At 66.5% G+C, this 17,881-nt stretch carries 16 protein-coding genes and 2 riboswitches; of the genes, 5 read left to right on the forward strand and 11 right to left on the reverse strand.

What is annotated here, in order from left to right:
• The first annotated feature begins 64 nt into the window (after window positions 1–64).
• Complete coding sequence (locus tag ACFDR9_RS22710; protein ID WP_409032454.1) at window positions 65–1,462, forward strand: PHB depolymerase family esterase; 1,398 nt, start codon at window positions 65–67, stop codon at window positions 1,460–1,462.
• A 36-nt stretch (window positions 1,463–1,498) separates the two neighbouring features.
• Here the strand turns inward: ACFDR9_RS22710 and ACFDR9_RS22715 are convergent, their stop codons facing one another.
• The 9 genes from ACFDR9_RS22715 to ACFDR9_RS22755 form a co-directional block, all read right to left on the reverse strand.
• Entirely contained in the window at window positions 1,499–1,975 is a 477-nt protein-coding gene (locus ACFDR9_RS22715) for a cupin domain-containing protein (RefSeq protein WP_409032455.1), read from the reverse strand.
• A gap of 105 nt (window positions 1,976–2,080) precedes the next feature.
• Window positions 2,081–2,485: a hypothetical protein gene (locus tag ACFDR9_RS22720; protein WP_409032456.1), complete on the reverse strand. Its 405-nt coding sequence runs from the start codon at window positions 2,483–2,485 to the stop codon at window positions 2,081–2,083.
• Window positions 2,486–2,521: 36 nt separating this feature from the next.
• Window positions 2,522–3,058: a peptide deformylase gene (gene def, locus ACFDR9_RS22725; protein WP_017875135.1), complete on the reverse strand. Its 537-nt coding sequence runs from the start codon at window positions 3,056–3,058 to the stop codon at window positions 2,522–2,524.
• The gene (galU, locus tag ACFDR9_RS22730; protein ID WP_409032457.1) at window positions 3,055–3,948 is read right to left on the reverse strand and encodes a UTP--glucose-1-phosphate uridylyltransferase GalU; all 894 of its coding nucleotides are present in this window, start codon (window positions 3,946–3,948) and stop codon (window positions 3,055–3,057) included. Before galU ends, def begins: the two co-directional genes overlap by 4 nt.
• A 3-nt stretch (window positions 3,949–3,951) precedes the next feature.
• Complete coding sequence (ligA, locus tag ACFDR9_RS22735; RefSeq protein WP_409032458.1) at window positions 3,952–6,339, reverse strand: NAD-dependent DNA ligase LigA; 2,388 nt, start codon at window positions 6,337–6,339, stop codon at window positions 3,952–3,954.
• A 12-nt stretch (window positions 6,340–6,351) separates the two neighbouring features.
• Complete coding sequence (locus ACFDR9_RS22740) at window positions 6,352–7,467, reverse strand: cell division protein ZipA C-terminal FtsZ-binding domain-containing protein (RefSeq protein WP_409032459.1); 1,116 nt, start codon at window positions 7,465–7,467, stop codon at window positions 6,352–6,354.
• Window positions 7,464–10,985 carry a chromosome segregation protein SMC gene (gene smc, locus ACFDR9_RS22745; RefSeq protein ID WP_409032460.1) on the reverse strand — a complete coding sequence of 1,174 codons (3,522 nt, stop codon included), beginning with the start codon at window positions 10,983–10,985 and terminating at the stop codon, window positions 7,464–7,466. Before smc ends, ACFDR9_RS22740 begins: the two co-directional genes overlap by 4 nt.
• A gap of 179 nt (window positions 10,986–11,164) precedes the next feature.
• Window positions 11,165–11,752: a membrane-associated phospholipid phosphatase gene (locus ACFDR9_RS22750; protein ID WP_409032464.1), complete on the reverse strand. Its 588-nt coding sequence runs from the start codon at window positions 11,750–11,752 to the stop codon at window positions 11,165–11,167.
• Between the two features lie 203 nt (window positions 11,753–11,955).
• Window positions 11,956–14,181, reverse strand: a complete 2,226-nt coding sequence (locus ACFDR9_RS22755; protein ID WP_409032461.1) for a DUF1631 family protein — start codon at window positions 14,179–14,181, stop codon at window positions 11,956–11,958.
• On the opposite strand from ACFDR9_RS22755, the gene ACFDR9_RS22760 reads away from it, so the two are divergent.
• Window positions 14,162–14,500, forward strand: coding sequence for a hypothetical protein (locus ACFDR9_RS22760; protein WP_409032462.1), 339 nt, complete (start codon window positions 14,162–14,164; stop codon window positions 14,498–14,500). The genes ACFDR9_RS22755 and ACFDR9_RS22760 overlap by 20 nt on opposite strands.
• Before the next feature lie 198 nt (window positions 14,501–14,698).
• Window positions 14,699–14,956 (forward strand): hypothetical protein, encoded by a 258-nt coding sequence (locus ACFDR9_RS22765; RefSeq protein ID WP_017875128.1) that lies wholly within the window; start codon window positions 14,699–14,701, stop codon window positions 14,954–14,956.
• Window positions 14,957–15,111: 155 nt separating this feature from the next.
• Here ACFDR9_RS22765 and ACFDR9_RS22770 read toward each other — a convergent pair whose 3' ends face one another.
• Window positions 15,112–15,672: an ATP-dependent Clp protease proteolytic subunit gene (locus ACFDR9_RS22770; RefSeq protein WP_017875127.1), complete on the reverse strand. Its 561-nt coding sequence runs from the start codon at window positions 15,670–15,672 to the stop codon at window positions 15,112–15,114.
• Window positions 15,673–15,871: 199 nt separating this feature from the next.
• A riboswitch (glycine riboswitch) is annotated at window positions 15,872–15,974 on the forward strand.
• A gap of 25 nt (window positions 15,975–15,999) precedes the next feature.
• Window positions 16,000–16,108, forward strand: a riboswitch (glycine riboswitch).
• 78 nt (window positions 16,109–16,186) lie between these two features.
• On the opposite strand from ACFDR9_RS22770, the gene gcvT reads away from it, so the two are divergent.
• Entirely contained in the window at window positions 16,187–17,308 is a 1,122-nt protein-coding gene (gene gcvT / locus ACFDR9_RS22775; RefSeq protein WP_026132496.1) for a glycine cleavage system aminomethyltransferase GcvT, read from the forward strand.
• Between the two features lie 67 nt (window positions 17,309–17,375).
• On the forward strand, window positions 17,376–17,756 hold the full coding sequence (gcvH, locus tag ACFDR9_RS22780; protein ID WP_017875125.1) for a glycine cleavage system protein GcvH: 381 nt from the start codon (window positions 17,376–17,378) through the stop codon (window positions 17,754–17,756).
• Here gcvH and ACFDR9_RS22785 read toward each other — a convergent pair.
• Window positions 17,732–17,866 (reverse strand): hypothetical protein, encoded by a 135-nt coding sequence (locus tag ACFDR9_RS22785; RefSeq protein WP_409032463.1) that lies wholly within the window; start codon window positions 17,864–17,866, stop codon window positions 17,732–17,734. The two genes, gcvH and ACFDR9_RS22785, sit on opposite strands and share 25 nt — an antisense overlap.
• Window positions 17,867–17,881 lie beyond the last annotated feature (15 nt).

The following is a 17,881-nucleotide window of genomic DNA, read 5'->3' on the forward strand; positions in this document are numbered from 1 at the left end:
TGATGCTGATTGTAGGGCAGGTAGCTCGTCGTCATTCGACAAGTTTACCTCGTCCCCATTCCGATTGCATCAGTTTCTGCCGCGCAGACTCCTAGGGATACTCACCGACACCTGGCTCTACGTGCCGACGAATGCGCCGCTCAACGCCGGCAAGCCCGCCGGCAGGCGCGCGTTGATGCTGGCCCTGCCCGGCTGCGGCCAGAGCGCGTCGGGCCACGTGATCAACAAAGGATTCAACTGGGAGGCCACGGCCGAAAAATATGGCATGGTGGTGGTCGCGGCAACCAAGCCGAACACCCCGCGCAGCGGCAGCGGGAAGATCAGTGGAAGCGTCTGCTTCGACTGGTTCGACGAAGCGCCGCACAGCCGCGGCAACCGCGACGCCGGGCCGTTGCTGAACCTGGTCGACAAGCTGAAACAGATGCCGGAACTGGCGATCGATCCGCGCCAGGTGTATGTCAGCGGCCTGTCCGCCGGCGGCGGCGAGGCGCAATTGCTCGCCTGCCTGGCGCCGGACGTCTTCTCCGGCGTCGGTTTGGGGGAAGCGCCAACGCTGGGTTCGCCGGCAAGCCTGGCCGTGCGCACCCCGCGGCAAGTGCGCGAGCTGTGCGGTCGGCACGCGGCCTCGTTCGCCGGCGCCCTCGACAAACAGGTGGTGTCGCTGGCCTGCGGCGACAGCAGTATCCTCGTGCCCCACTGCGCCAGTACGCTGGAGGCCTACCAGCTGATGTGGAACGCCAACACGGCCGATCCAACGGTCGACGTAGCCGGCGGCAACGGCAGGTTCACCGCCTTCCGGGATGCGGCGCACAAGGTACGCATCGGCGACCTGCGGGTGCCGGGCATGAAGCACGCGTGGCCGGCCGGCCCGGGCGGTTCCAAGCATGGCGATGCAGGCACGTGGATCGATAACACCCGCGTCAACTTCCCCGAGCATCTGACCAAGTTCCTGTTCGACAACAACCAGTGGTATACAGATACAGGCGCCTCCGGCGCGCCCACGGTCGCCTGCGCCAAGCCGGTCGCCACCGCGCTCAGTTCGCCCGTCCGGGTGGAATGCACCGGCAGCGACAACGGCAGCGTGGTATCGCTGCGGCTTGTTATCGCGAACGCGGCGGGCGGCGAAGCGGTGAACCAGCGCGTCAACGGCGCCAGCGTCGGCGCCGACTACCCCTTGGCCGACGGCGCCTATACCATCCGCGTCGACGCGACCGACAACGAAGGGCTGACGTCGGCGCCATTCAGCAAAACCATCCAGGTCGGCGCGCTCGCCAGCGTGGAATGCAAGACCGACCGGAACAAGGACCACGTGCTCGCGGCGCGCGCCAACAACTACTTCGGCGCGGTGTTCGCGGCAGGCAGCGGCGGCTACCTGGGTTGGTACTTCAGCACCACGCCGGCGAGCTTGCAAAAAACCGCGTCCGGCGATTGGATCAAGGTGGCGACCTGTCCCGCGCCCTGACGCCGTTGCCGGGCGCCCGCCGCTCAGTTCGCACGCTTAGGCGGGACCTTCCACGCGAATGTCCCGGAAATCAACCAGAACTTCCTCGGCCCCGTTCATGTAAAGACGTTTTTTCTGGCGCGGATAGTCGCACACATCTTGCTCCAGATTGACGCGCGCGCACAGAAAAACCAAGGGATCGTCGCCATTGTTCAATATGGTGTGGGCCACGCCATTTTTCGGAAAGCCGAGAAAGTCCCCGGCGCCGAGGGCGTATGCTTTCTCATCGATTATCGCCTCGCCGCGACCGGACAGGATGTAAAAGCATTGCTCTTCGTAGAGGTGGCGATGGTATTCCGCGTATTCCCGGCCCGGCATCACGGTCATCATCTGGAAACCGAGATCGGTCAGGCCGGTGGCCCCGCCCAGTGACTTGGAAACACGCACGGCGTCGGGGTTGAGCAGATGCGCTTTGGATCTGCCTGGCATGCCGGCGATGTCCGCGGCTTTCAACAGTTCGATCGGATTGTTCATGGTTTCCTTGGCATTGCGTTAGCGGGTCGCAGGTCGCAGGTTCGATTAGCATAGCGTAATCCGACCATGTTGGCCGTAGCGCGACGCGCCGCCCCAAGCTCGCGGTCATTTTCCGTCGACGAATTCGCGGTACGCTTCTCTTTCCGACTCGCCGTCGATCCTGAGGCGCACGCGCTCGGCGACCTGCGACCTTACCATGTTTAGCAGGTCTTCTTTTTCTTGCTGCGACAATATATGGGAAGGTAATGACGAGTTTCGCTCCTTACCCAGGCTGATCCACATCCATGCGCGCTCGTAGTCGCGCAGCTTGTCCGGTCCGAACGTATAAATCCAGGCGAGATCAGCTTCGTGCCGCTCGCCTCTGCGGTATCCTTCGCCCCAGTCCCGGATCAACCGCGCGTAGTCGGCTTGCACGCCGGTCCCTCGGAAATGGCGCGTTGCATATTCCAGCTCGCAGGACTGTTTCCCTTCGGCCAGCCATGTGCTCGCGCACGCGCGCTGGTATGCCATTGGCTGGCGACTTCCCGCCCCCGCCGCGGCAACGCCTCAATCGTCGTCGTTCGGGTCCATCTCCGGGAACATCACCTCGGTGAAACCGAACTGGGTGAAGTCGACGATGCGCATCGGGTACAGGATGCCGTGCAGGTGGTCGACCTCGTGCTGCACCACGCGGGCGTGGAAGCCGTCGACGTCGCGGCTGATCGGGTTGCCGAACTGGTCGACGCCCTCGTAACGCAAATCGGCCCAGCGCGGCACGCTGCCGCGCAAGCCCGGCACCGACAGGCAGCCTTCGAAGCCGGCTTCCTTGCGGTCCGACAGCGGCGTCAGCAGCGGGTTGATCAGCACCGTTTCCGGCACCTGCGGCGCGTCCGGGTAGCGGGTGTTTTGTTTGAAGCCGTAGATCACCACTTGCAGGTTGACGCCGATCTGCGGCGCCGCCAGGCCGGCGCCGTTAGCAGCGTACATGGTGTCGAACAGGTCGACGATCAGCGCGTCCAGTTCGGCGGTGCCGAATTCGCTCACCGGCTCGGCCATCCGCAACAAGCGCGGATCGCCCATCTTCAAAATTTCACGTACCGTCATGCCGTCCCCAATTCAATGTGTACCTGGCGCAGGAATTCGCGATAGGCCGCGCCCGTCTCCGGGTGCTTCAAGCCGATTGCCGTCATGGTCTTCAAATAGCCCAGTTTCGAGCCGCAGTCGTAGCGCTGGCCGGCGTAGCGGTAGGCCAGCACGCGCTCGGCCTGCATCAGCGCGGCGATGCCGTCGGTCAACTGGATCTCGCCGCCGGCGCCGCTGCCGAGGTGCTCCAGGTAATTGAAGATGCGGTTCGACAGCACGTAGCGGCCGACCACGGCCAAGGTCGACGGCGCCAGCCCGGGGGCCGGCTTTTCAACGATGCCGGAGACCAGCTCCAGCCCCGGCTGGTAGGCGCTGGCGCTGACAATGCCGTATTGCCCGGTCTGCGCGCGCGGCACGTCCTGCACCGCCAGCACGCTGCACTGCTCGCGCAGATACACCTCGGTCATCTGCGCCAACACCGGCCGCACGCCATCGCCGGCGTCCATGAAGTCGTCGGCCAGCATGACGGCGAACGGTTCCTCGCCGACCACCGGCCGCGCGCACAGCACCGCGTGGCCCAGGCCCAGCGGGGCCGACTGGCGGATGTAGATGCAACTGATGTGTTTCGGGATGACGTTCTGTACGATTTCCAGCAACTGCTTCTTGCCGGCCGCCTCCAGCTCCGTTTCGAGCTCGTAGGCCTTGTCGAAATGGTCTTCGATGGCGCGCTTGTTGCGCCCGGTGATGAAGATCATTTCGGTGATGCCGGCGGCGACCGCCTCCTCGACGGCGTACTGGATCAGCGGCTTGTCGACGATGGGCAGCATTTCTTTCGGCTGCGCCTTGGTCGCCGGCAAAAACCGGCTGCCCAGGCCCGCGACGGGAAATACCGCTTTTTTAATTTTTACCATGTTCTATTCTTCTTGTGTTGGGATTGAAACGGCGACCAGCAGCTCCAGCAGCGCGACCTCGTCGAGTATCGTCACGCCCAGCTCCTGCGCCTTGAGCAGTTTGCTGCCGGCGTCGGCGCCGGCCACGACGTAGGCGGTTTTCTTCGACACCGAGCCGGACACCTTGCCGCCGGCCGCCTCGATCAGCGCGGCGGCCTGGTCGCGGCCCAGGGTCGGCAGCGTGCCGGTCAGCACGAAGGTCTTGCCGCTCAAGCCGCCTTCGACCTCGACCACTTCGGGCACCAGCGCCAGCAGCTCCTCGCGCAGCGCGTGCAGGCGCCGCAGCGAGGCGCGGTTGGCGGCGTCGCCCAGCCACGCGGCCAGCGCCTCGGCCACCGCCGCCGGCAGGCCGGCGTGGTAGGACGCGCCCTGCCCGGCCAGTTGCGCCAGCGTGACGCCGCGCTCGACCAGTTGCTTGCTGCGCGGTTCGGTCAGCTTGGGGATGCCGAGCGCGGCCAACAGCTTGACCTGCTCCAGTTGGCCGCGCAGTTTCGGGCTCGGCGCGTGCTCGTCGCGCGGCGCCACGCCGGCCGCCAACAAGGCGTCCAGCGCCTGCTGGTTCTTTTCTTCGGCGAAGAAGTCGGCGATCGAGTCGGCCACCGTGCCGCCAATGTCGGGCAGCACGCGCAGCAACGCCGCCGGCGCGCGCCGCACCCGGTCAAGCGTGCCGAGCCACTCGGCCAGGGTTTTCGCGGTGGACTCGCCGACGTGGCGGATGCCCAGCGCGAACAGCAGGCGTTCGAGCGGCGGCGCCTTGCTGGCGGCGATGCCGGCGAGCAAGTTTTCGGCCCACTTGGTCGGCACCTTGGCCGCCGCGGCGGCCGGCGCGGCGCTGTGCGGCGCCGCTTGCTCGGCGCAGGCGCCAAGCTCGTCGGCGTCGGCGCGCACCTTCATTTCCAGCAAATTGTCCAGGCTCAGCTTGTACAGGTCGGCGACGCCGTGCACGTAGCCCAGTTCCACCAGCGTGTCGCAGTAGCGCTCGCCCAGGCCCTCGATGTCCATGGTGCGGCGGCCGGCGAAGTGGCGGATCGCCTCCTTGCGCTGGGCCGAGCAGAACAGGCCGCCGGAGCAGCGCGCGATGACCTCGCCCTCCTCGCGCACCACGTGCGAGCCGCACACCGGGCAATGGCCCGGCATGGCGAACTGCGCCGGCTCCGGCGCCGGGCGCTTCTCCAGCACCACCGCCAGCACCTCGGGAATGACGTCGCCGGCGCGGCGCACGATGACGGTGTCGCCGACGCGCACGTCCTTGCGCCGCGCCTCCGACTCGTTGTGCAGGGTGGCGTTGGTGACGGTGACGCCGCCCACCGACACCGGCGCCAGCCGCGCCACCGGCGTCAGCGCGCCGGTGCGCCCGACCTGGATCTCGATGTCGAGCACCAGCGTCAGCGCCTCTTCGGCGGGGAATTTGTGCGCCAGCGCGAAGCGCGGCGCGCGCGACACGAAGCCCAGCTGCCGCTGGTCTTCCAGCAGGTTGACCTTGTAGACGACGCCGTCGATGTCATACGGCAGCGTCGGCCGGCTCAGGCCGATTTGCCTGAAATAGGCCAGCAGGCCGGCGGCGTCGGCCACCACCGCGCGCTCCGTCGACACCGGCACCCCCAGCTGCTGGTACCAGTCGAGCAAGGCCGAGTGCGAGCGCGGCATCGGCGCGCCTTCCAGCGCGCCGATGCCGTAGGCGTAAAAGCGCAGCGTGCGCTGCGCCGTGACGCGCGAATCGAGTTGGCGCAGGCTGCCGGCGGCGGCGTTGCGCGGGTTGGCGAATTCCTTCAGGCCGGCGTCGCGCTGGCGCGCGTTCAGGCGGGCGAAGTCGGCCTTGAACATCATCACCTCGCCGCGCACGTCGAGCAGCGTCGGCGCGTTGGCGCCGTGCAGGCGCAGCGGAATGCCGGCGATGGTGCGGATGTTGGCGGTGACGTCCTCGCCGGTGGCGCCGTCGCCGCGGGTGGCGGCCTGCACGAACAGGCCGTGCTCGTAGCGCAGGTTGATGGCCAGGCCGTCGAACTTGACCTCGGCGGCGTATTCGACGTGGACCGCGTCGAGGCCCTCGCGCACGCGGCGGTCGAAATTATCGACGTCCTCGTCGCAAAAGCCGTTGTTGAGCGAGAGCATCGGCAGCGTGTGCGTGACCTGGTCGAATTGCGGCAGCGGCGCCGCGCCGACGCGCAAGCTCGGCGAGTCGGGCGCCACCAGCGCCGGGTTGGCCGCCTCCAGCGCCTGCAGTTCGAGGAACAGCCGGTCGTACTCGGCGTCCGGGATGGTCGGCGCGTCCAGCACGTGGTAGGCGTGCAGGTGGCGGTTCAGTTCAACGGTCAGCTCGGCGATGCGCGCCGGCTCGGTGGTATCGGTCATCTGCTACGGAACTCAGCTAAATAAACGCAGTGCGCGGGTCGAACCGGCCGGAATGTCGGCCGCTTCCATCTCTTGGTAAAACTCCAGCACCTGGCCGGCAATTTCCGCCAGGGCCGCGTCCGACAGGGCCTGGTTGCTGTCATCGACGATGGTGGCGTCGAGCCGGCCCACCAGCGAGCGGGCGCAGGCGACCATCGCGCCGAAGCCGTCGCGCGCCGGCGCCACGCACGGCACGTCCAGCAGCAAGGTCAGGCGGGCCGTGGTTTCCTCGGCCAGCGTGACGTTGGTCGACAGCGAGAACAGGAAGGCGCCGTCGCCGTCGGGCATCACGTAGCGGCCGTCCGGGCGCAGGTCGAAGCCCTGCTTTTCCAGCGCGCCGATGAGCGTGCTGATGGCCCACGGCGCGCCGTTGGTGTGCAGGTTCACGCCCAGCTGGGCGTCGTGGCCGGCGACGAAACGGTGCAGCGTGCGCGCCTCGGCCATGACCTCGATCATGTCCGGGATCGCCGGCTCGGCGCCGATGTCGTCGGCCACGCCGCGCAGGCGCGTCACCAGTTCCGAATACTCCAGTTCGTTCAGCGCCGTGGTGCGGCTGGCCATCTGCACGCCGCCCTGCAACTGGGTATAGACACCGCCGTGGGTGATCGGTTCCCAGTCGCCGTTGACGTGCAGGCCGATGTAGTGCACCGGCTTGTTGCCGACCAGGCGCAGCGTTTGCAGCACCGGCAGGATCTTGTCGCCGCGCACAGGCGCCTCCAGCGCCAGCGGCAGCAGGCAGTCGATCAGCGGGTCGACCAGGCTGGTGGCCAGCTCGGCCGCCGGGCTGGCCATGTCGGCGCTGCGCGCCGGCGCGTCGAGCGGATCGGCGCACGGCTGCGCCGCCGCGCCGGCGCCGGCGCCGGCCGACGCGCCGTCGCCGGCCTCGAAGCTCGGCTCGTGCCGCGCCGCGGCCGGCGCCGCCGGCGCGCTGGCGCCGGCGCCGGAGCGCATCAGCACGTCGTCGTGGTCGTTGGAAAACGCCCGTTCGACGCTTTTCTTGGCCTTGTGCTCCTGCCATTTGTTGTAGGAGAAAACGCCGGCGATGAATACGCCGCCGGCCCCGAACAGTGTCATTTGTAAGTCTGTCATGCTGCTTGCGCCTCGGATGCGAAGTTTGCGGCGGATTCCATATCCACCGCCACGATGCGCGACACGCCTTGTTCCTGCATCGTCACACCGATCAATTGATGGGCCATTTCCATCGCAATTTTATTATGCGAGATGAAAAGGAATTGGGTCTGGTCGGACATCCGTTTGACCATTCTACAAAAACGTTCCGTGTTGGCGTCGTCCAGCGGCGCGTCGACCTCGTCGAGCAGGCAGAACGGCGCCGGGTTCAGGCGGAACATCGAAAACACCAGCGCCGTCGCCGTCAGCGCCTTTTCGCCGCCGGAAAGCAGGTGGATGGTGGCGTTCTTCTTGCCCGGCGGCTGGGCCATGACTTGCACGCCGGAATCGAGGATTTCGTCGCCGGTCATCGTCAGCCTGGCCTGGCCGCCACCGAACAGGATAGGGAACAGCTCGGAAAAGTGGAAATTGACCTTGTCGAAGGTGTCCTGCAACAACTCGCGGGTTTCCTTGTCGATGCGGGCGATCGCGTCCTCGAGCGTGTCGATGGCCTCGACCAGGTCGGCGTTCTGGGCGTCGAGGAAGTTCTTCCGCTCCGACGCCTGCGCCAGCTCGTCGAGCGCGGCCAGGTTGACCGCGCCCAGCAAGGCGATGGCGTTGCCCAGGCGCGTCACTTCGCCCTGTAGATAGGACGGGCGCATGTCCGGGTGCAGCTTGCCGCTCAAAGCCGCCTCGTCGGCGCCGCATTCCAGCAACTGCTGGGCGAACTGCTCCTGGTTCAGGCGCGCGGCCTGCTCCTTGAGCTGCATTTCCATGATCTTGTCGCGCTGCGGCTGCAGGCTGCGCTCGGACTGGGTGCGGGCGTCCTCGGACAGGCGCAGCTGCTGGGTGATCTGGTCGAGTTCGTGGCGGGCGTCGGCCAGCGCGCGCTCCTGCGTGGTGCGGCGCTCCAGCAAGTCCTGCAAGCCGTCGGCGGCGGCGCCGGACTCCAGGTTGGCCAGCTCGCGCTGGCCTGCCTGCAGGCTGACCGTCACCTGGGCCGCCTGGGTGGTGGCGGTGGCGATGCCGCGGCGCAGCTCCTCGATCTTGGCGCGCTGCGACTTCTCGGCGAACTCGGCCTCCTGCGCCGCCCTTTCCATTTCGCGCAAGCGCTCGCGCGCGTCCGTCAGGCGCTGCTCCTGGTTCAAAAAGTCGGTGTGGCCGTCCTCGTGCGCCTGCTGCAGGTCGCCGAGGTCGCAGTCGAGCTGCTCGAACTTTTCCTCCGACTCCATCTTCACCTGCATCTGCTCGGCCTCCTGCGCGCCGATCTCGGCCAGGTCGGCCTGGATCTGCCCGCTGCGCTGGTTGAAGCGCGCCTCGACCTCGGAGAGCTTGACGACGTCGAGCTGCAAGGTGTGCACCGACTGCGTCAGCGACTGCACCCGCTGGCGCAGCTCGGCCAGCTGGCGCGTCAGGTTGGCGACGCCGGCGTCGGCCCGCACCAAGCGGGCGCGCGCCTCGTCGGCCAGCAACTGCTGGGCGCGCAACTGCTTGTCGAGGTTGTCGATTTCCTGCTGGCGCCCGAGCATGCCCTCCTGCTCCGAATCGGCGGCGTAGAAGCGCACGCTCGACTGGCCGATCACATGGCCCTGGCGCGTGACGAAATAGCCGCCGGCCGGCAATGTGGCGCGCTCGCGCAGCGCCTCGGCGGCGTCGTCGCTGGCGAAGGCGTTGTGCAACCAGTCCTGCAGCAGGCCGCGCAGGCCGGGGTCGTTGAGCTTCAGCACATTCAGCAGCGGCTTCAGGCCGGCCAGCTCCGGCGCCGGCGCGGCCGGCGCCGGCGCGAACAACGCCAGCTTGGCCGGCGGCGCGTCGCCGAAGAAGGCCTTGGCCCAGTCGATGTTCGACACTTGCAGCGCGCCGGTGCGCTCGCGCAGCACCGACTCGATCGCGCTTTCCCAGCCCTGCTCGATCTGCAGCTTTTGCCACAGCCGCGGCAAGGCGTCGAGTTCGTGGCGCTTCAGCCAAGGCTGCACCTTGCCCTGGGTTTGCACCCGCTCCTGCAACTGGCGCAGCGCGTTCAGGCGCGCCTCCAGCTGGGCGTTGGCGGCCGTTTCGGCGTTGACCTGGGTTTGCGCCTGCTGGCGCTCGCGCTCCAGCTTCGGCTGCTGCTCGAGCGCCTCCTCCAGGTAAAAGCCCTGCTCCTCCAGCGCCTGCTGCTTTTCCTCCAGCTGCATCTTCATGTTCGCCAGATGGCTGCCGTCGGGCAGGTTCAAACCGTTCTTTTCCTGCTGCAGCCGCTCGCGCCGCGACAGCAGGCCGGCCAGGATGTTGGCGGCGTTGCGCTGGTGCGCCGACTCCAGCTCCAACTGCTGCTGCGCCTGCATGATCTTGGCGCGCGACTCGGTGCTTTTGCGCTGCGCCTCGCGCCAGGCCAGGTCGAGCGCCGGCAACTGCTCGTTCTTTTGCTCGGCCGCCATCTGCGACTGCTCGACGCGCGCGGCCAGCTCTTCGAGGCGGAAATCGGCTTCCTCGATCTGCTCCTGCTGCTCCTGGGCCTGGGCTTGCCATTGGTCGCGCTGCGCCGTCAAGGTCGCCAGCTGCGCCTGCAGGCGCGCGCGCGACTCGATGACGAACTTGATCTGCGCCTCCAGGCTGCCGATCTCGGCGTTGGTCTGGTACAGGTGGCCCTGGGCCGTGTGCAAGCGGTCGCCGATGGCGAAATGGGCCTGCCGCATCTGCTCCAGCGTCAGCTCGACGTGGCGCAGCTTGGCGGTCTGCTCCTCCAGGTCGGTCTGGGCCTGCTCGACCTCGCGGAAAAAACGCGTCTGCTCCTGTTGCGCCTCGTTCTTGCGCAGCAGCCAGAGCAGTTTTTGCTTCTCTTCCTGGTCGCCTTGCAGCATGTGGAATTTGTTAGCGACGACGGCCTGCGCCTCGAGCTTTTCCAGGTTGGCGTTGAGCTCGCGCAAGATATCGTCGACGCGCAGCAGGTTCTCGCGCGTGTCGTGCAAGCGGTTTTCGGTCTCGCGGCGGCGCTCCTTGTACTTCGAGACGCCGGCGGCCTCCTCGAGGAACACGCGCAACTCCTCCGGGCGCGACTCGATAATGCGCGAAATCATGCCCTGGCCGATGATGGCGTAGGCGCGCGGCCCGAGCCCGGTGCCCAGGAAGATGTCCTGGATGTCGCGCCGGCGCACCGGCTGGCCGTTGATGTAGTAGGTCGAGGTGCCGTCGCGCGTCAGCGTGCGCTTGACGGCGATTTCGGCGTACTGGCCCCACTGGCCGGAAGCCTTGCCGTCGTTGTTGTCGAATACCAGTTCGACCGAGGCGCGCCCGGCCGGCTTGCGGTGCGTCGAGCCGTTGAAGATAACGTCCTGCATCGACTCGCCGCGCAACTCCGACGCCTTCGATTCGCCCAGCACCCAGCGCACGGCGTCGATGATGTTCGACTTGCCGCAACCATTGGGACCGACGACGCCGACCAGTTGCCCGGGCACCTGGAAATTGGTGGGATCGACAAAGGACTTGAATCCCGACAATTTAATGGAAGATAGACGCACGTTGTTTCAGATTCCTCGCCTCGACTGGCATTGTTTTCTCACGGGGCAAGGCGGCGCAAGCGCGTCGAGCCCGGCGCGTCGCGGCGACGGCCGCCGATTTGCTCCTGTGAAAAGTAGATCATCATACCATTTTGCGGCGCAAAACTGGCCACAACCGCGCGTGCGGCGCGCCGCGCCGGTCAGCGCAGCAAGGGGTGGCGTTGCGCCAGTTTCCAGTGGCTGCGTTCGAAAGGCCGCTCGTGGCCGGACAAGTGCAGCGCCAACCTGGTCATCCACTGCTCGGTCGGCAGCGGTTCCACGTTCGGCGTCCACAACAGGGCGCACATGCTCAGCGCCACCAACAACCGGCTTACTACCGGCTCGCGCGTGGCGCCGGCTTGGCGGATGAACAGGGCCGCGACCAGCAAGCCGAGCACGGTGCCGGTGATCGACTCGGACGCCGAATGGGCGTGCACCTGCACACGCGAAATCGACACCAGCACGGCCAGCAGCACGCCGACGGCGGCGCCGGCGTAACGCGGCACGGGCGCGGCGCCGCTGAGAATGACGAACAGGGCCACCGGCAGCACCGCGCCGGCGCGCATCGCGTGGCCGCTGAAACCGGCGAACTCAATCGCGCTGATGCCGATGCCCCAGCCGATAAACGCCACCTTGCTGGCCACTACCAGCGCCATGCCGGCGCCGAACAACAGGCACCATTGCAGCGCCAGGCGCCAGGAATTTCCGCCCGCCAACCATACGGCAATGGCGATGCCGGCGGGCGCCATCACGGCCATGCTCCCTATTAGACTTAAACCATGCCACCAATTCATATTTCGATAACTTTTCGCTTATTGGAGGACTGCACTATGCCATGATACGACTGAGTGCGCTTGTACGAGGCGCGCGCCGTTCAAGCTGAGGCCCGGGCCAGCCCGCCGGCGCCAAGGCGGGAACGCGCGCCCCCAGGGTCGCTCCCCTTGTTTTTTTATCAAGCCAACGCGGTGACGCCGACGTCGTTGACGGCAACCCGCCCCAGCGCCTGCTGCAAGGCGCGCCCGACCATGCCGTCGACGCCGGCCAACTCCACCCGCCCCGCGCGGAACGCGCTGGCCAACGCCTCGCCCGACAGCGAGAACGCTTCGCGCCGGCTGTCGGCGGAAAAGATGTACAGCGTGCGCAGCGGGCTGATCCAGGCTAGTTTGACCTTGCGAGCGGCGCCGTCGGCCTGGGCGAACGTCATCCACATGCCGCGCTGGAGCGCCTCGACCGCCAGCACGGCGTCGTCCGCCGCCGGCACCTCCTCGGCGGCGCGCTCTTGCAACGCCAGGCGCCGCTGCGCATCCTGCTGCGCCACCTCCAGCGCGATTTCCACCTGGCGCTCGGGCGACAGCTCCAACGGCGCCCGCACGATCGAGGCGTGGCACTCGGCCAGCTCGGCGAAAAATTGCAGGCGCTCGGCATCCTGCCACTGAATGATGTCCAGCCACTTGTTGAGCGCCGACAACAACGCCGGCAGCTTGCCGATGAACTGGCGCCGCTCCTCCGTCAGTGGCTTCGGCTTGACGCTCCAGATCAGCTCGTCCATCGTGCGGGTGGCGTTGTTGACGGCGCCGGCGCGCTCCGCCTCGACGCTGTGGGCGATCGTCATGACCGCCACCCACTGGTTTTCCAGGAAGGCGACCACCACCGCCGCGACATCGCCGCCGCCCAGGCGCAGCGCCACCGCGCCCCTGGCCGCGGCGGCCGCCTGCGCCAGGCGTTCCCGCTTGAGCGCCGTGGCGATGGGCGCGGCGATGGCCGTCGCGGCGGCCTTCTCCTCGGCCTGGATCGACGCCTCCAGCTCCGTCACGGCCTGCGCGAACACCGAGACCTCGTGGTCGAATTCGCGCCCGACCCGGTCGACGCTGCGCTGCATGGCCTGGAACAGCGGATCGTCCGGCCCCTTGCGCTGCTCCCAGCCCATGCGTGAAAGCAAGTCGATCATGCGCCGCGCCGGATGGGCTTCCTGGAAAAAGAAATCCTTGTCGACCAGCGCCGCCTTGAGCACCGGAATTTGCAGGAAACGGATCAGGTCGCGGATTTCCTGCGAGATATTCTTGTCCTGGAACACGGTCTCGAAAATGGCCGACAGCAAATCGATGGTGCTTTCGTCGGCGCGGCTCAGGCTGCCCTGCGGGGCGCTTTCCTTGATCTTCGGCAGGTAGATGACGTTATGCGCACGCGCCGGCGCGGCGGCGCCGTCGGGCGCGGGCGCGCCCTGCAGCCGCGACAGGAAGGACAGCAAGGGCTGTTTCGCACCGATCTGGCTGAGCCGGTGCGCCAGTTGGTTGTCGACGGCGCCGTGGAAACCCTGCGCGGCGCCCTGCTGCCAGCCGACCGCCGGTGGACCGGCCGCGCCCGGAGGATTCGGCAAGTTCGGCAAGTGCGGCAGGGACAACTCGGGCGGCAGCGACAGGCCGACCGGCGTCGGCGCGCGGCCTGCGCCGGCCGGCGCGGCATTTTCCGTCTGGGCGAAGAACTGGCGCAACTGCTGCGCCAGCACGACCTGGCTGGGCGCCTTCGCTTGCTTCGGCGTGGCGTCGTGGCTGTCGGCGCGGCGCGGACGCAGCGCCGCGTCGGCGCCGGGCAGCACGCCCTTGCGCATCAACGCCAGGTTGAGCGCTTCGAACATCGGCCCCAAATCGAGAAACGGCCCCGGCTTGAGGAAGGGCAGCAACAGCTTGCTCGAGTCGGGTTCGGGTTCGAATTCGCACCAGGTTTCTTGCAGGGACATTAGAAAAACGCCGGGACGGAAGGGATTTTGACCGGGACGCAAAATCCCGCGATCGAGAAGGAAGGCCAAGCGCACGTTGAGCGTGGCTAGTTGCTCGGCGTACATCACGTCGAACGGCCGGCTCAACGCGGCAAACGCGACCTGCGTGTCCATCGCCTCGTACGGCACCAGCGTCATCGCCTGGGCGGGCCTGGTCGCGGCCTTCGGCGCCGGCGCCAGTTGCGCCAGTTCGCGCCGCAGCGCGCGCTCCAACCTGGTCGAGGCCAGGTGCAGGAAGCCATAGCTGTTGTTTTTGAGCAGCTTGCCGGCCTTGAAGCGCTGGTGCACCGACTTGGCGTCGCCGGCCTCGGCGCCGTCGAGCAAGGCGGCCGAGACGCGCCCCGCCAGCGCCAGCAACTGCGCATTGACATGTTGGCCGACGATGTCGATCAAGCTTTCCAACAACGCATGCCGCGGCGACACCACTTTCTTCGGCGCCGCGCCAGTTGTTGTCTGTGAAAGCATGATGTCCCGCTACGGAAAGGTGACGACGGGAACATTCCGCCGGTATACCACATTCTTGCATATTATTGCCATATGGCAATGGCCAAATGGAAACAAACAACTGTTCCGGCGCAAATTTTACACCGTAAAAACATTGCGCTTCGTCACGCGCGCACTTGGCGCTAGTCAACGATCGGCGGCGCCGCTTCGCTACCATGGCAATGCTGGCGCGAGCGCCCGACCGGCCCCGGCGGAAAAGTGTGAAAAAGCGCCTTGAATAATTCATTTAACACGATAAAGTGGTAGCCGCATCAGTGTTTGTCCTACATGCGGGCGGGAAGGTATCCGATACCGAACACATGATCAGGATCGCATCATTGCGTCACCGGAAACGCATGTGCCAGGGGAAGATTGTCTTTGCCTCCCTCCAGCGCTGATATCCGGAGAGTGACTTTTTCCATTACTTAAAGGAATCATGATGAACTCGAACCAAAAAGGTAGTCAGGGCAACAAACAATCCGGCTCGCAAGGTTCCGGCGGCAGCTCGTCCGGCTCGCGCTCGGGCAACCAGGGCGGCACCCACGAGCAGCATGTGGAGGCAGGTAAGCAAAGCCACAAAAACGATGCGAACAAACAGTCGGGGTCCGACACCGGCGGCAGCAAGCAGTCGGGCGGCGGCACGGGCGGCCAGCAGAACCAAACCAGCCGCTCAAGCAATAAAACCGGGCGTTAAGCCGGCGCCGACTCGCGCGGCGCGATTTCGCAAGACAAGGCAGGGCCTGCCAGCGCGACAACGCTGGCGGGCCCTTGTCGATTCATTCATCAAGAAAGCGGGAACGCCCGCCGCCGCGGGCTTCTTTCAGAAAATAGTAGGCGCGGCCGCCGCGGTTATATATTGGTCAGGCGCACGCCCTTGGGCGGCGAGAAGTTGGCCACGCCGTCGACCATGCCGACGGCCAGCGCCTCATGGGCCGTCAGGTGCAGGTCCGAATAAGCGTGCACCAGCCAGTGCTCCTGCGTCAGCGCGACGTGCTTTTTGAGGATTTGCTCGGTGCGCAGGTCGTCGGCGCGCAAGCCGTCGACAATGATTTTCAGCGCGTCCGGGCGCGCCCCCGGCGACGCCGTGGCGTGCGATTTGTGTACCATGAAGCGCGCCGTCTCGCTGGCGTAGCGGCGCCCGCCGGCCAGGAACAGCGTCACCGCGATCGAGGCGACCGCGCCGGCGTTGTAGGTGACGAAGGTGAGCGGCAACTGGCTCAGGAAGTTGTACAGGCAGATGCCGTCGCTGACATAGCCGCCGTTCGACTGGATCAGCACGTGGGCCGTGCTGATCTTGTCTTCGGTCATGTCGGCAACGGCGTCGAAGACGCGCCTGACCATGTCGCTGTTGACGTCCCCCGACAGCGTGAAATAGGCGTGTCCGTCCGTCTTTTCTTGTTCGTCGCTCATGGCATTCACTTTAAAAAGTGGGAATAATTGATTCTAGCAAAGAGGCGCGCGACTGGCCGAGGGCCGGCGTCAAGCGTGCGTGCCATCCAGCGGATTTTACCCGCCGCAAGCACGCCGTCAAGCAGCCACGACCGGCGCGGCGGGCCGCCGCCGGCGCGCCGAACAGATTGACAGAAAGGCCCCGCTGGCATATATTCTGCACTCTTGATCGGGAGAGGGCAACGCCGGTGTCGCAGACACCCGCGTTGCCGCCGAAGGGGCACTACCCAAAAACTCTCAGGCAAAAGGACCGATCAAGGGACCGTGGCGCGGCCATCCGCCGCGCCACGGCTCAACTCTGGAGAGCGGTCGCGGCGTCACGCCGGCGATCCACCGAAGGTGCGACGGGGCGACATTGCCCCGTAATCTCTCAGGTACCAAGGACAGAGGGGTCAGCGATCACATGCGGAAAATGGCTGCAAAGCGTTTCCTTGTCTGCTCCGTTAACCCCTTTACCAATGGCCCCGAGGATTTCATGACGCTACTTACGACCCCACTTAACAACGCCCACCGTATTGCCGGCGCCCGCATGGTCGATTTCGGCGGCTGGGACATGCCCGTCAACTACGGCTCGCAAATCGAAGAACACCACGCGGTGCGCAGCGACGTCGGCATGTTCGACGTCTCGCACATGTGCGTCGTCGACCTCGAGGGCGAGAACGTGCGCCCCTTCCTGCGCGGCCTGTTGGCCAACAACGTCGACAAGCTGCAGGTGGCCGGCAAGGCGCTGTACTCGTGCCTGCTGAACCCGCAGGGCTTCGTCATCGACGACCTGATCGTCTACTTCATGAACGAAGGCTGGTTCCGCCTGGTCGTCAACGCCGGCACCGCCACCAAGGACATCGCCTGGATCAAGGCGCAGAACGCGGCCAGCAACAGCGGCGTCAGCGTCACCGAGCGGCGCGACGGCGCCGAGCCGATGGCGCTGGTCGCGGTACAAGGTCCGAACGCCCGCGCCAAGGTCTGGCAGGTGCTGCCGGAAACCCTGGCCGCCTCGGAGGGCCTGAAGCCGTTCAACGCCGTCATCGTCAAGGGCAGCGCCTTCGGCGAGGTGATGGTGGCGCGCACCGGCTACACCGGCGAGGACGGCTTTGAAATCGGCGTGCCGGCCAGCCAGGTCGAGGCGCTGTGGAACGCCCTGGCGGCGGCCGGCGTGAAACCGGCCGGCCTGGGCGCGCGCGACACGCTGCGCCTGGAGGCGGGCATGAACCTGTACGGCCAGGACATGGACGAGACGGTCAACCCGCTCGACGCCGGCCTGGCCTGGACCATCGACCTGGTCAGCGAGCGCGACTTCATCGGCAAGGCGGCGCTGCTGGCGATGGGCCAGAACGCCCAGTTCGTCGGCCTGATCCTGCGCGAAAAAGGCGGCGTGCTGCGGGCCCACCAGAAAGTCATCGTCGGCGGCAGCGACAGCGTCGGCGAGATCACCAGCGGCACCTTCAGCCCGACCATGCAGCAGGCGATCGCGCTGGCGCGGGTGCCGAACGGCGTCGCGCTGGGCGACACCGTGCACGTCGAAATCCGCGACAAGAAGCTGGCCGCCACCGTGGTCAAGCTGCCGTTCGTGCGCAACGGTAAAATCCTGGTTGCCTGATCCATCGGCGCCACAGCAATCCATAAAACTATAAAATTTCACCGACACTTATTATCTGGAGCTATACATGAACATTCCCGCAGACCTGAAGTACACCGAATCCCACGAATGGGCGCGCCTGGAAGCTGACGGCACCGTCACCGTCGGCATCACCGAGTACGCCCAGGACGCGCTGGGCGACATCGTCTTCGTCGAACTGCCAACCGTGGGCAAAACCTACGGCGCCGGCGACGACGCCGCCGTGGTCGAATCGGTCAAGGCCGCCAGCGACATCTACGCCCCGCTGGCCGGCGAAGTGGTCGCCGTCAACGACGACGTCGCCAACGCGCCGGAATCGATCAACGCCGACGCCTTCTCGGCCTGGCTGTTCAAGATCAAGCCGGCCGACGCCTCGGCCCTCGACGGCCTGCTCGACGCCGCCGCCTACGGCAAAAACACCGCCGAATAATTCGCGCCGGGGGGGGGGGGGGGGGGGGGGGGGGGGGGGGGGGGGGGGGGGGGGGGGGGGGGGGGGGGGGAGGGGCGGGGGGCGCACTCGACACACGATCGTTTTAACATCTCACTCGCCCTCTA

Origin of the sequence: Janthinobacterium sp. CG_23.3 (assembly GCF_046115965.1) — a bacterium.
GTDB lineage: Bacteria > Pseudomonadota > Gammaproteobacteria > Burkholderiales > Burkholderiaceae_D > Janthinobacterium.

Excerpts from the sequence above, each read along its gene's own strand:
- ACFDR9_RS22715 (WP_409032455.1), bottom strand. The coding sequence starts at position 1,975 with ATGAACAATCCGATCGAACTGTTGAAAGCCGCGGACATCGCCGGCATG.
- ACFDR9_RS22720 (WP_409032456.1), bottom strand. The coding sequence starts at position 2,485 with ATGGCATACCAGCGCGCGTGCGCGAGCACATGGCTGGCCGAAGGGAAA.
- def (WP_017875135.1), bottom strand. The coding sequence starts at position 3,058 with ATGACGGTACGTGAAATTTTGAAGATGGGCGATCCGCGCTTGTTGCGG.
- galU (WP_409032457.1), bottom strand. The coding sequence starts at position 3,948 with ATGGTAAAAATTAAAAAAGCGGTATTTCCCGTCGCGGGCCTGGGCAGC.
- ligA (WP_409032458.1), bottom strand. The coding sequence starts at position 6,339 with ATGACCGATACCACCGAGCCGGCGCGCATCGCCGAGCTGACCGTTGAA.
- ACFDR9_RS22740 (WP_409032459.1), bottom strand. The coding sequence starts at position 7,467 with ATGACAGACTTACAAATGACACTGTTCGGGGCCGGCGGCGTATTCATC.
- ACFDR9_RS22750 (WP_409032464.1), bottom strand. The coding sequence starts at position 11,752 with ATGGCGCCCGCCGGCATCGCCATTGCCGTATGGTTGGCGGGCGGAAAT.
- ACFDR9_RS22760 (WP_409032462.1), top strand. The coding sequence starts at position 14,162 with ATGTCGATCAAGCTTTCCAACAACGCATGCCGCGGCGACACCACTTTC.
- ACFDR9_RS22765 (WP_017875128.1), top strand. The coding sequence starts at position 14,699 with ATGATGAACTCGAACCAAAAAGGTAGTCAGGGCAACAAACAATCCGGC.
- ACFDR9_RS22770 (WP_017875127.1), bottom strand. The coding sequence starts at position 15,672 with ATGAGCGACGAACAAGAAAAGACGGACGGACACGCCTATTTCACGCTG.
- gcvT (WP_026132496.1), top strand. The coding sequence starts at position 16,187 with ATGACGCTACTTACGACCCCACTTAACAACGCCCACCGTATTGCCGGC.
- gcvH (WP_017875125.1), top strand. The coding sequence starts at position 17,376 with ATGAACATTCCCGCAGACCTGAAGTACACCGAATCCCACGAATGGGCG.
- ACFDR9_RS22785 (WP_409032463.1), bottom strand. The coding sequence starts at position 17,866 with ATGTTAAAACGATCGTGTGTCGAGTGCGCCCCCCGCCCCTCCCCCCCC.